The organism is Streptomyces sp. AN091965 (genome assembly GCF_022698285.1).
Classification (GTDB): Bacteria; Actinomycetota; Actinomycetes; order Streptomycetales; family Streptomycetaceae; genus Streptomyces.
The window spans coordinates 4140974-4153770 of the sequence record NZ_JALDMY010000001.1; the positions used below are offsets into that span (position 1 = coordinate 4140974).

General features: G+C 75.5%; 7 protein-coding genes. 5 read left to right on the forward strand and 2 right to left on the reverse strand.

The genetic code is table 11. From position 1 onward, the window contains the following. Window positions 1-59 precede the first annotated feature (59 nt). Entirely contained in the window at window positions 60-2159 is a 2100-nt protein-coding gene (locus MQV74_RS17365) for a bifunctional glycosyltransferase/CDP-glycerol:glycerophosphate glycerophosphotransferase (protein WP_242718693.1), read from the reverse strand. Between the two features lie 154 nt (window positions 2160-2313). On the opposite strand from MQV74_RS17365, the gene MQV74_RS17370 reads away from it, so the two are divergent. Beyond that, window positions 2314-5778: a bifunctional glycosyltransferase/CDP-glycerol:glycerophosphate glycerophosphotransferase gene (locus tag MQV74_RS17370; protein WP_242718695.1), complete on the forward strand. Its 3465-nt coding sequence runs from the start codon at window positions 2314-2316 to the stop codon at window positions 5776-5778. After that, window positions 5775-7298 carry a hypothetical protein gene (locus MQV74_RS17375; protein ID WP_242718697.1) on the forward strand — a complete coding sequence of 508 codons (1524 nt, stop codon included), beginning with the start codon at window positions 5775-5777 and terminating at the stop codon, window positions 7296-7298. Before MQV74_RS17370 ends, MQV74_RS17375 begins: the two co-directional genes overlap by 4 nt. On the opposite strand, the gene MQV74_RS17380 is transcribed toward MQV74_RS17375, so the two are convergent. Next, complete coding sequence (locus tag MQV74_RS17380; protein WP_242718699.1) at window positions 7283-8728, reverse strand: glycosyltransferase family 39 protein; 1446 nt, start codon at window positions 8726-8728, stop codon at window positions 7283-7285. The genes MQV74_RS17375 and MQV74_RS17380 overlap by 16 nt on opposite strands. 233 nt (window positions 8729-8961) lie before the next feature. Between MQV74_RS17380 and MQV74_RS17385 the strand changes: the two genes are divergently transcribed. The 3 genes from MQV74_RS17385 to MQV74_RS17395 all read left to right on the forward strand — a co-directional run bounded on the left by MQV74_RS17385 (window position 8962) and on the right by MQV74_RS17395 (window position 12711). Then, window positions 8962-10605, forward strand: a complete 1644-nt coding sequence (locus MQV74_RS17385) for a glycosyltransferase family 2 protein (protein WP_242718701.1) — start codon at window positions 8962-8964, stop codon at window positions 10603-10605. Window positions 10606-10685: 80 nt separating this feature from the next. Continuing rightward, a complete protein-coding gene (gene galE, locus MQV74_RS17390; protein WP_242718703.1) occupies window positions 10686-11678 on the forward strand; it encodes a UDP-glucose 4-epimerase GalE in 993 nt (330 codons plus the stop codon). A 136-nt stretch (window positions 11679-11814) separates the two neighbouring features. Continuing rightward, window positions 11815-12711, forward strand: coding sequence for an NAD(P)-dependent oxidoreductase (locus MQV74_RS17395; protein ID WP_242718705.1), 897 nt, complete (start codon window positions 11815-11817; stop codon window positions 12709-12711). Window positions 12712-12797: the final 86 nt, after the last annotated feature.

The window sequence follows — 12797 nt, forward strand, 5'->3', positions numbered from 1 at the left end:
GCCGCACATCGATACAGCCCCGCGCCCCTGAGGGAGCGCCCCTAAGGGGCGCTCCCCCCTCAAGCCCCTGTCAGGAACAGATGTCGGACCACCCGCTCCGCCGCTCCCCCGTCGTCGTACGGGCAGAAGCGGGCCCGGAAGGCGGACCGCAGGCGGGTGGTGTCGGGGGTGTCCCAGGCGTTGTCGCGGAACAGGGCGATGAGGTCGTCCTCCGTGGTGGCGACCGCGCCCGGGGTGTCGCCCTCGTGGCCCGACAGGAGGTCGAAGTACGTGCCGCGGGCGAGCCGGTAGGCCTGCCAGTCCGGGGCGTAGGTGACGATCGGGCGGTCCAGGCAGGCGTAGTCGAACATCAGCGAGGAGTAGTCCGTCACCAGGGCGTCGGCGGCCAGGCAGAGGTCCTCCACGCGCGGGTGCCCGGTCACGTCGAGCAGGCCGGGGTGCGCTGCGAGGCCCGCGTCGGCGCCGTAGAAGTAGTGGGCGCGGACGAGGACCACGTACGCGGGGCCGAGCGCGGCGGCGAGGCGCTCCAGGTCGAGGCGGGGCAGGAAGCCCTTCTGGTAGTCGCGGTGCGTGGGCGCGTACAGGAGGACCGTGCGGCCGTCGTCGACGCCGAGTTCCTTGCGGACGCGGCGCACGTCGTCGCCCGTCGCCGTGAAGTACACGTCGTTGCGCGGGTAGCCGAGCTCCAGGGCGCGGTAGGACGCGGACGGGTAGACGCGCTCCCAGGTCTCGGTGGAGTGCGGGTTGGCGGAGAGGCTGAAGTCCCACTGGTCGACGTGGTCCATGAGGCGCTGGAAGCTGAGGTTGTGCGTGCTCGCGGGGTAGCGCCGCTGGTCCATGCCCATCTTCTTCAGGGGCGTGCCGTGGTGGGTCTGGAGGTAGACCTGGCCCGGGCGCTTGGTGAAGCCGCCGGGGAAGCTGGAGTTGTTGATCAGGTACGTGGCGCGGGCCATGGCCCGCCAGTAGCCGAGCGAGCCCGCGAGCACGTGGTCGACGCCGGGCGGGACCCGGTGCCGGTGGTGGTACGAGACGACGAAGACGCCCCTGACGTGCGGGGCGAGTTCGCGGGCCTTGGCGTGGATGGCGGCCGGGTTGCAGGCGACGCCGCGGTTCCAGTACGCCCCGTAGACGGCGAGTTCCGGGTCGAGGCGGGCGGTGCGCAGCTCGGCGCGGTAGGCGGTGCGCTTGACGCGGGCGGCGAGCTGCTTCTTGCGCCGGGCGAGCTGGGCGCGCAGGGCGGCGCCCCGGCTCGCGGACCGCTCCAGGCGTTCGTAGGCGCGGTGGGAGCCGTCGGCCAGGGCGCGCTCCTCGGCCGAGGCGGGTTCGTGGCCCGGCGGGCGGTGCGCGCCGAGCAGCGGGGCCGCGCGGCGGAAGAACTCCGGCCGGTCGCGCGGGGCGACGCGCCCGGGGTCGCCGAGGACGGCGAGCAAATGGCGTACGGCGTGCGGGTAGAGCCGGGCGACGGCGTCCGGGGCGTCGTAGGTGCCGGTGAACAGTTCCTCGTAGCGCTCGATCACGGTGAGGTGCCGCTCGCCCGGGGCGTTGGCGAAGCCGCCGACGCGCCGCTCCCGCCAGCGCACGCACACCCGGTCGAGCGTGGCGACGCGGTCCCCGGCCTGGAGGGTCGCCCGGTGCGCGGGCACCACGTCCTCGTAGGGGCCCGCCGAGAACGCCAGGCGCCGGCCGGTCCAGAACTCCCGCCGTACGACGCGGTTCCAGGCGGCCGGTGTCACGGCGAGCGGGTCGCCGGTCAGGTCGTCGCGTCCGGCGCGCACGTCGCCCCACCAGTTGAGCCTGTCGTGTCCGAACAGCAGGACGTCCGGGTCGCCCGCCCCGGTGAGCGCGGTGTCGGCGGCGCCGAGCGCGCCGGGCAGGAGCAGGTCGTCGCCGTCGAGGAAGAGCAGATAGGCCCCGGTGGCGCGGGCGGCCCCGGCGTCGCGGGCGGGCCCCGGGCCCCGGCTCTCGGGCAGCCGGACGAGGTGCGCGCGCGGGTCGCGGCGCGCGTAGGCGGCGGCGATGTCCGCGCAGCCGTCGGGGGAGGCGTCGTCGACGACGATCAGTTCGAGGTCGCCGAAGGACTGGTCGAGCACCGAGTCAAGGCACTCCCTGAGATAGCCCTGGACGCGGTGGACGGGCACGACTACGGAGAAGCGCGACATGCGCACCGACGGTAGCCAATGCGTACGGACCGCCGAAGAACCCTCACTCGTAGGGGTGATCGGCGTCAACAAGGGCGACACGGCCGGGAAAACGGGAGGGATACGCCCGTAATGGACGTATTGCCCCTGTACGCCCAGGAAAGGCCGGTCGCCCGTGCAGCCCCGACTCAGCGTCGTCGTACCCATCTACAACGTCGAGGAGTTCCTTGAGGAGTGCCTGGAGTCGATCGCCCGGCAGACACCGGGCCCCGAGGACGACCCCGGCTCCTCCGGCCGCCTGGAGGTCATCCTCGTCGACGACGGCTCCACCGACGCGAGCCCGGACATCGCGCGCGCCTTCGCCGCCCGCGACCCGCGGTTCGTCTATGTGCGCCAGCCCAACGCGGGTCTGAGCGCCGCCCGCAACACCGGCGTGCGGCACGCGAGTCCGGGCGCCGCCTATCTGACGTTCGCGGACAGCGACGACGTCGTGCCGGACGGCGCGTACGCCCGGATGATCGCGAGCCTGGACATCAGCGGCTCCGACTTCGCCACCGGCAACGTGTGGCGGCTCACCGAGCGCGGCCGCTCGCAGGCCTGGCAGTACCAGTGGCTCACCGAGCCGCGCACCCGCACGCACATCGGCCGCGACCTCGCGCTCCTCGCCGACCGCGTCGCCTGGAACAAGATGTTCCGCAGGGCGTTCTGGGACCAGCACGGCTTCGTCTTCCCCGAGGGCAGGCTGTACGAGGACACGCCGGTGATGATCCCCGCGCACTTCCTCGCCGAGGCCGTGGACGTGCTGAGCGACCACGTCTACTACTGGCGGGTGCGCGAGGGCTCCATCACGCGGCGGCGCACCGACGTCAAGGGCGTGCGCGACCGGATCGCGGCCTGCGCGCACGTCAGCGCCTTCCTCGGCGAGCACGCGCCCGGCCTCAAGGCGACGTACGACGCCTCCTGCCTGCGCGACGACTTCGTGTACTTCCTGGAGGGGCTGCCGATGGGCGGGCCCGAGTACCGGGCCGCGTTCCTCGACGGCACCGCGGAGTTCCTGGGCGCCGCGGACCCGGAGCTCGTCCGGCGGCTCCCCGTGGACCTGCGGGTGAAGTGGCAGCTGGTGCGCGAGCGGCGCACCGACGAGCTGATCGCGCTGCTCGCCCGCGAACGCCAGGGCGGCAAGGGCGTGTTCACGGTGCGCGGCGCCCGCCGGCGGCACGCCGCGTTCCCCGGCGTCGGCGCGCTGCCGCGCGGGCTGACCCGGCTCGGCCGCGGCGAACTGCCCGTCGTGGCCCGGCTGCGCGAGGCCTCCTGGGACGCCGAGGGGAGGCTGCGCCTTCGCGGCTACGCGTACGTGCGCAACCTCCCGGCGGACCGCCCCGCGCGGAGCGTGAAGACCGGGCTCCTCAAGTCCGCCCACAGCAAGGGCAGGTTCCGCCGCGTGCCCACCCGCACGGTCTCCCTGCCCGAGGCCACCGAGGCCTCGCGCCAGCAGCTGCACAGCTACGACCTGTCCGGCTTCGAGATGACCGTCGACCCCGAGCGCCTGAGGACCGGCGGCCGCTGGCAGCCGGGGAACTGGCTGCTCGGCGTGGTCGTCGCGGGCCACGGCACGGTGCGGCGCGCCGCCGTGCGCGCCCAGGACGGCGCGGGCACCCAGTCCCTGGTCCGCGACCTCGGCGACGGGCTCCGTCTGACGGCGGGCTTCAGCAAGGGGCGGCTCGTCCTGCGCGTCCAGGAGTACGCGGCGCGCGTGGACGCCCACCGCCTCGACGACGGCCACGCCGTGCTCACCGGCACGCTCACCGGCGACGCCCGCCCGCGGACGCTGCGGCTGAGCGACGGCCGCGCCGAGTTCACCTACCCGGTCACGGTCGTGGGCGACCGCTTCGACACCCGGATCCGCCTCGCCGACCTGGAGGACGTGCCGCCCGCCCCGCAGCACGCGCCCGCCCAGGTCGAGCCCCCGCACGGCGACCGCTGGCAGGCCCGCCTGGAGCTGCCCGACGGCAAGCGGGTGCCGCTCGCCGCCGCCCTCGGCCTGCCGCCGGGGCGGTACGCGTCCCGGCCCGGCCGCGAGCTGTGCGCCACCGCCGACGACCAGGGCCGCCTCGTCGTCGAACTCACCCGGCAACCCGTCGCCGACCGCCTGGCCTGGACCGACGACGGCGGCCTCACCGTGGAGGGCACGGCCACGCCCGCCAGCTGGCCCACCGCCGAACTCGTGCTGCGCCACAGCGGCCGCGACGACGAGGTGACCGTGCCGGTGGAGCGCGTCGGCGGCCGCTTCCGCGCGGCCCTCGCCCCCGGCGGCGGCACGCTGCGGCAGGGCCGCTGGTACGCCTTCCTGCGGGAGGCCGGGCACGGCGGCCCCGGCGTGCCCGTGCGGGTCCTCGCCTCCCTCGGCGCGGCCCTGCCGGAGCACCGCACCGTAGGCGGGCGGGAATTCACCGTCGACCGACGCTTCGGCGACCGGCTCCTGATCGAGGCCGGGTCCGTGCTCGCGCGCACCGAACGCGGCGCGTACCGGCGCCACCGGCTGCGCACCGAGCACTACCCGAGGGAGCGCGCCAAGTCCCTGCGCGACGCGGTCCTGTACCTCGACGGCGACTCGCCGCGCGCCGTCCACGACGAACTCGTGCGGCGCGGCGCCGACGTCGAGCACCTGTGGGTCACGCACGACCAGCAGACGCCGGTGCCGCCCGGCGCGCGCGGCGTGGAGGAGCACAGCGCCGCCTGGTACGAGGCCCTGGCCCGCTGCCGCCGCGTCGTCACCGCGGGGCACCTGCCGGACTTCTTCGAGCGGCGCCCCGGCCAGACCGTCGTGCAGACCTGGCACGGCGCCCCGCTCAAGCGCCTCGGCACCGATCTGACCGACACCCTGTACGCCGACCACGGCCACCTCGACGCGCTGCCGCGCCTGGCCCGGCAGTGGAACGTCCTGGTCTCCCCCAACCGCTTCGCCACCGGGCACCTGGGCCGCGCCCTCGCCTACGACGGTGAGGTCCTGGAAGCCGGGTCGCCGCGCAACGACGTGCTGTTCGCCGCCGACCGCGCCAAGGTCGCCGAGCGCGTGCGGCGCGACCTCGGCCTGCCCCCCGGCAAGCGGGTCGTCCTGTACGCGCCGACGTACCGCGACCACCTCGCCGCCGCGCCCGGCCGCTTCCGCTACGAGGCCGCCCTCGACTTCCGCGCCGTCGAACACGCCCTCGGCGACGACCACGTCCTGCTCGTCCGCAAGCACCCGCTCACCTCCGGCCGCCTCCCCGGCGCCCGCGCGCCCTTCGTGCGCGACGTCAGCTCCCACCCCCGCGCCGCCGAACTCCTGCTCGTCGCCGACGTCCTGGTCACCGACTACTCGTCCCTGATGTTCGACTTCGCGCACACCGGCCGCCCGATGCTGTTCCACGCCTACGACCTGGAGCACTACCGCGACACCGTGCGCGGCTTCTACCTCGACTTCGAGACCCGCGCGCCCGGGCCGCTGCTCGCCTCCACCGCCGACGTCGTGGCCGCCCTGCGCGACCTCGACGCGGTCACCGCCCGGCACGCCCCCGCCTACGCGTCCTTCCGCGCGGAGTACTGCGACCTCGACGACGGCCGGGCGGCGGCCCGCGTCGCGGAGAGGCTCATGCGGTGACCGCGCTCCTGACCGGGCGCGTCCCGGCGGGCGCCACGGCCTCCGGCCCCGGACGGCTGTGGCGGCCGACGCCGTTCCTGGTCTTCGGCGGCCTGTTCTGGCTCGGCATGACGCTCGCGTACTGGCGGGTCCCGATGTGCTGCGACTTCGGCCAGCACGCGGCGGTCGTCGAACGCCTCAAGGCCGACCTGCTGCACCCCGCCCACCCGATGGCGGACCTGCCGGGCGACGGCAGCGCGTACTACTCCCCCTACGCCGTCGCCCAGGCCCTGTTCGCCGAAGCCACCGGCCTGACCGGCTGGGAGACGGTCAAGCTCGCCGGGCCGGTCAACCTGCTCGTCCTGCTCACCGGCCTGGGCCGCTTCGTCCGCGCCCTCACGCCCCGGCCCTGGGCCCCGGTCCTCGCCCTCGCCGCGATGGTCCTCCTGTGGGGCACCCGCACGGCCTGGTGGAGCGGCTACCTGGGCCTGCTGTCGATGACGGGCAACCTCGGCTACCCGTCGACCTTCGCCATCGGCCTGACGTTCTGGGCTTGGGCCTGGACGGCCACGGGCCCGAAGTCGCTGTGGGGGTACGGGGGCCTGGGCGCGCTGTGCGGCCTGATCCTGCTCATCCACCCGATCTCATCGGTGGCGGCGGTGATCGGCGTGGCATCCTTCGCGGTCGCCCGCCGCAGGCGGCCACGTGCCGCAGCGGGCTGGGCCCTGGCCGCCACGGCCGCCGTGGCAGTAGCGACAACCTGGCCCTACTTCAACCCGTTCACCCTGGTCGGAGACCAAAGCGTCGACGGCATCCACAGACAGCTCTACACAGAGCTGCCCGCGCGCTTCTGGCTGGCGGCCCTGGGCCTCCCCGCCCTCGCGGCCCGCTGGCGCCGCGACCACCGGGACCCCCTGGTCCTGATGTTCGCCCTCGACTGCGCGGTCGTCGCCTACGGCTGGCTCAGCGGCCACTACACGTACGGCCGCATCCTCGGCCTCACCCTGGTGCCCCTCCAGTTCGCCCTGGCGATCGAGCTGGCGGCACCCCGCCCGTGGGGGACGCGCCGCGCCGCGCTCGCGGGGGCGGCCGCGCTCGGGGCGGCCGTCGGGTTCTGCCAGGTCCAGGCGGGGGCGGTGGTGCCCCGGGCCCTCGACCCGGTGGGCTTCGACCAGCCGCCGCGCTGGCCCGGCTACGCCTGGGCGGCCGCCCGGATGCACCCCGGCGACGTGGTGCTCACCGACGGCTACCGGCCCACGCGCTCGCTCCCGGCCTTCGGCGCCAACCTCGTCGCGCCCGCCTGGCCGGACACCTCGCTCGCCGAGGAGGAGCGCGGGCGGCGCCTGCGCGCGGTGCGGGCGTACCTCGCGCCGGAGTCGACCCGCGCCGAGCGCGCCGCCGTCGTGCGCCGCTACGCCGTGCGCTGGCTGCTGCTCGACCCGGCGCAGCGGGTGCCGCCGGAGGCGGTGGTGGTGGCGTGGGGGCCGCGTACCGGAGAGGTCCTCGCCCGGGTCGGCGGGTCCGGTCAGCGGCGTACGTAGAGCCGCAGCGCCCCGCCGACCGTGACGTACTCGGCGCGCCGGGTGAACTCCCCGCGCAGCACGGCGAGCTTGACGCCCTCCGTGCCGCCCCGGTCTCCGGCCGCGCCCCGCAGCGGGCCCGCCTCGGAGAGCACCCAGAGGCGGTCCACGCCCGCGAGCCTGCGGCGCAGTTCGGCGGGGCCCGCCTCGCGGCCGTAGAGCGTGCCGGACGCGGCGCCCGAGGTCCGCAGGGCCACGTCCCGTACGCCGTGGAAGGCGTCGGGGTAGGTGAGCGGGACGCGGCGGGCGATGAGCGGCAGGTACAGGACCGGGTCGCCGGGGCGCAGTTCGCGGGCGGCGACGGCGGCGAGCGCCGCGTGGTCCTCGCCGCGCCCGGCGGCCCGGTCGCCGCGGTGCAAGGGGAACTGCCACCAGAAGACGCAGCCGACGGCGAGCGCGCCGGCGGCGGCCACGGCACCGCGGCCGCGCCCGCCCGCGAACGCCCGCACCGCCCGGTCGGCACCCGCCGCCACCAGCAACGGCCCGCCCGCGAGCGCGAACAGCACGTACCGCGCGTGGTACAGCGGCCACTGCTGCGACACCGCGAGCAGCGCGGCGGGCGGCACGACGAGCAGCGGCAGGGCCACCGCCTGGAGGGGGAGCCCGGCGCGGCGGCCGGTCCAGGGGCCGCACAGGGCGAGCGCGGCCAGGGCCAGTTCGGCGGCGAGGACGGCGAGCGTCGGCCCGGTGAACTCCCGCAGGAGCCGCACCGCGGCCGTGCCGTCGGGCGGCCGCAGCCAGCCGACCTGCGCCGCCTGCCGGTGCGAGACGAGGGCGAGCGGCACCAGGGCCAGCGCGGCAGGGACCGCGGCGCCCGCCCAGGCCCGCCGCACGCGGGGTGCGGCGCGCCCGAGCAGCAGGGCCGCGGCGTGCGCGGCGAGCAGCAGCCCGGCGAGTTCGTGCAGGAGCACGGTCGCGGTGCTCACGGCGGCGTACGCGCACCACGGCCAGGGCCGCTCCGGGTGCTCGGCGGCCCGGACGAGCAGCAGCGTGGCGAGGGCCGCCCCGGCGGCGACGAGCGCGTAGGAGCGGCCCTGCTGCGCGTACTGCCCGGCGAGCGGGGTCACCGCGTACAGCAGGCCCGCCCACAGGCCGACGCGCGGGCGGGCGAGGCGCGCCCCGACGGCGGCGACGAGCCCGGCGGTGGCGGCCGCCGCGAACACGGACGGAAGGCGCAGCGCGAGCTCGCCCGCGTCGGCCGGGAGCACGGTGTGCATGAGCAGGTAGTAGAGGCCGTGCACCGCGTCCACGGTGCGAAGGAGCCGCCAGATCTCGGGCAGCGAGCGGCGCGCCACCTGGAGCGTGACGCCCTCGTCGCGCCAGACGTTGCCGCGTACGACGCCCCACAGGCCGACGGCGAGCATGACGAGGGCGGGCACGAGGACGACCACCGCTCCCCGGAGCCGCCCCGCCCGGCCCGCCCGCCCTGCCTGCCTTGCCTGCCCTGCCTGCCCTGCCTGCCCTGCCTGCCCTGCCTGCTGGAATCGCCTGTACCGCTTGCCCCGCGTGACCCGCACGAAGAAGAGCTTTGCTCCGATATAACCGGGATTAACCAGACATGCCACAGACGACCCAGCACGGGCCCTTAATCGGATAATTCCTGGCAACCTCTAACATTTCCCTTGTGGAACCGAATTCGCCTCAGGCGCAACCGTCGTCCCCGTGCGTCACCGTCGTCGTGATCGGCTACAACGACGCCCCGCACGTCGCTGACGCGGTGCGCTCCGCACTCGCCCAGGGCCCCGTGGTCCACGAGGTGATCGCCGTCGACGACTGCTCGACCGACGACAGCCTCGCGGTCCTGCACGACCTGGCCGAGGCCGAGCAGCGCCTCACGGTCCTGCGCCGCGCGGCCAACAGCGGCGGCTGCGGCGCCCCGCGCAACGCCGGGATCGACGCGGCGAGCGGCGACTACGTGATGTTCCTCGACAGCGACGACGTGCTGCCGCCGGGCGCGGCCGACGCCCTGCTCGCCGCCGCCGAGCGCCACGGCGCCGAGGTCGCCTCCGGCCTGTGCGTGCGCCGCGAGCTGCCGTCCGGGCGCGAGGTGCCCTGGCAGCCCGAGCTGTACCGCAAGCCCGCGCTCGTCGCCCGCCCCGAGCTGCGCCCGCGCCTGGTCCACGACACCCTCTGCGTCAACAAGCTCTACCGCACGGACTTCCTGCGCGCGCACGGCGCCCGCTTCCCCGAAGGCCGCTTCCTCTACGAGGACTTCGTGTTCGGCGCCCGCGTGCTCGCCGCCGCGCCGCGCATCGCGCTCGTCCCCGACCCCGTCTACGTGTGGCACGTACGGCGCTCCGCCGCCAAGCTGTCGATCTCCCTCGACCGGTCCGGGATCGCCAACTGGAAGGCCCGCGTCGGGGCCCACCGCCAGGCCGTGGACATCCTGCGCGCGACCGGGGACAGCGGCGGCAAGGCGCTCGCGCGGGCCGCCCGCGCCAAGTTCCTCGACCACTCCCTGCGCATATACGCACGCGAGCTGCCCGCGCGCGGCACGGCGTACCAGCGCGAGTGGTGGGCGCTCACGCGCGCGTACCTGACGGAGTTCGACGCCGCCGACCTGGAGGCCGCGCCCGCGCCCGGACGCGTCATCGCCCGGGTCCTGCTCGCCTCGCCGCACCCCCGCGACCTGGCCAGGATCCAGCAGGTGGCCGCGCGCCCGGCCCGGCTCGCCCCGCCCTACGCGCGCGCGGGCGACGCCACGCCCGTGTGGTCCGCCGACCTGCCCCAGGTCACCCTCGACCACCTCCTCCACCGCCCGCTGCGGCTGCTCCCGCTCACCGTCGACGCCGAGCTGCGCCCGCGCGCGGGCACGCTGCTGCTACGCCTGCACGAGCTGTACGGGCGGGTGGCCGAGGCCGGTCCCGCCGTGGTCGACGTGGAGCTCGTGCCCCGGGACGGCGGCCGCCCCGGCCTGCGCCGCACGGCCGCGTTCGGCGCCGGGACGCCGGACGGGACCTGGGAGGCGGAGGTGCGGCTCGACCTCGGCGCGCTCGACGGCGAGGTCTTCGACCTGCGGGTGCGCCTGCTCTTCGACGACGGCACGACCCGCGAGACCACGGCCCGCGCGGTGCCGGGCCCCGGCCTGCTGCGCCGCGCGGTGGTGCCGGACGGGCGGCGCGGCGTGCTGCTCGTCCAGCCGTACGCCACCCGGGCCGGAAACCTGGCGGTGCGGCTCGCGCCGGGCGCGCTCGGCATCGCCGGGGTCGCGCGGCGGCGCTTCGGGCGCCTGTTGCGCGCCCTGCGACCGGGAGGAAACGCCCACTGACACCCCCCTCACCCCGGCTCTGCGAGACTGCACCGTCCGGGACGAGCACGACAGACGACACACGACGGGACGAGCTGACCATGACCTGGCTGATCACCGGCGGCGCCGGCTACATCGGCGCGCACGTCGTACGCGCCATGACCGAGGCGGGCGAGCGGACGGTGGTCTACGACGACCTGTCCACCGGCATCGCCGCGCGCGTGCCCGCCGAGGTGCCGCTCGTCACCGGCTCGACCCTGGACGCCGGGCCGCTCGCCCGCGCCCTGGAGGAGCACGAGGTCACGGGCGTCATCCACCTCGCGGCCAAGAAGCAGGTCGGCGAGTCCGTGGAGCAGCCCCTGCGCTACTACCGGGAGAACGTGGAGGGCCTGCGCGTCCTCCTGGAGACCATGGCGGACGCGGGCGTCCCGGCCTTCGTCCTGTCCTCCTCCGCCGCGGTGTACGGCATGCCGGATGTCGACCTCGTCACGGAGGACACGCCCTGCCTGCCGATGAGCCCGTACGGCGAGACGAAGCTCGCGGGCGAGTGGCTGGCCCGCGCGACGGGCCGGGCGACGGGCCTGCGCACGGCCTGCCTGCGGTACTTCAACGTGGCGGGCGCGGCGAGCCCCGACCTCGCCGACACCGGCGTCTTCAACATCGTCCCGATGGTCTTCGAGAAGCTCACCCAGGGCGAGGCCCCGCGGATCTTCGGCGCCGACTACCCCACGCCCGACGGCACCTGCGTGCGCGACTACATCCACATCAGCGACGTCGCCGAGGCCCACGTGGCCGCCGCCCGGCGCCTCACCGAAGTGCCCGAGGGCACCGATCTGACGCTCAACATCGGCCGGGGCGAGGGCGTCTCGGTCCGCGAGATGGTCGACCTCATCGCCGACGTCACCGGGTACGCCGTCCCCGCCGAGGTCACCGGGCGCCGCGCCGGCGACCCGGCGCGCGTCGTCGCCGCCGCCGACCGCATCACGGCCGAGCTCGGCTGGTCGGCCAAGCGGGACGTGCGCGAGATGGTCGAGTCGGCGTGGGCGGGCTGGGTGCGCCTGCACCCCGAGGCGGAGCGCGCTGCGGCGTCCTGACCCACCCGCACCAGCACCAGCACCCACCGAAGGGTAAGTACCCCACTAATTAGTCGGTACTTGAGGAACGCGACGGTGGAATCCAGGCTGGGGTGAGCGATCAACACCCCCACCCCGCCCCAGCATTGGAGCCGCCATGCCCACGCCTGCCCGCACGCCCGTGACCCTCGTCGGACTCGGCGCGATGGGCGCGGCCCTCGCCTCCGCCTACCTCGCCGCCGGGCACCCCGTCACCGTCTGGAACCGCAGCCCCGAGAAGGCCGCGCCGCTCGTCGAGCTGGGCGCCGCACACGCCCCGGACATCCGCGCGGCGATCGCCGCGAGCCCGCTGACCGTGGCCTGTCTGACGACGTACGACGCGACCCTCGCCGCCCTGGAACCGGCCGCCGCCGAGCTCGCCGGGCGCACCCTGGTCACCCTCAACTCCGGCAGCCCGTCCGGCGCCCGCACCATGGCCTCCTGGGCCACCGGGCACGGCGCCCGCTTCCTCGACGGCGCGGTCAAGAACGTGCCGACGGCCGTCGGCAAGCCCGACACCCTGCTGTACTACGGCGGCGACCGGGCCGTGTTCGACGAGTACGAGGCCACGCTGCGCGTCCTGGGCGGCGACACCCAGTTCCTCGGCCCGGAGCCGGACCTCGCCGCCCTGTACGAGCTGGCCGTCGGCGGCACCCTGCTGCCCGCCCTGCTCGGCTTCTTCCAGGGCGCGGCCCTCGTCACCGCGCGCGGCCTGAAGACGGAGACGCTGGTGCCGCACACCGCGAAGTGGCTGGAGATGATCATCTCCCTGCTGCCGCTCCTCGCGGCGGAGATCGACCGGGGCGACTACTCCGACCCCCTCTCCACCATCGAGGTCTTCCACGCGGGGATCCCGTACGACGAGGAGATGGGCACCGAGCACGGCCTCGACGTGCGCTGGCACGCGCCCATGCACGACCTGCTCCGCCGGGCCGTGGCCGAGGGGCGCGGGAACCAGAGCGTCTCGGCCCTGGTGGAGCTGCTCCGCGACCCCGCCGGGCACCCGGGGGTGTAGCAGGATCCACCCCCGCTCCGGTACCGCGCTCCCTCGCGGCGCACCGGCCCTGGTTTCTAGCGTTTCCTCCGGCGGGCGGCGCGATC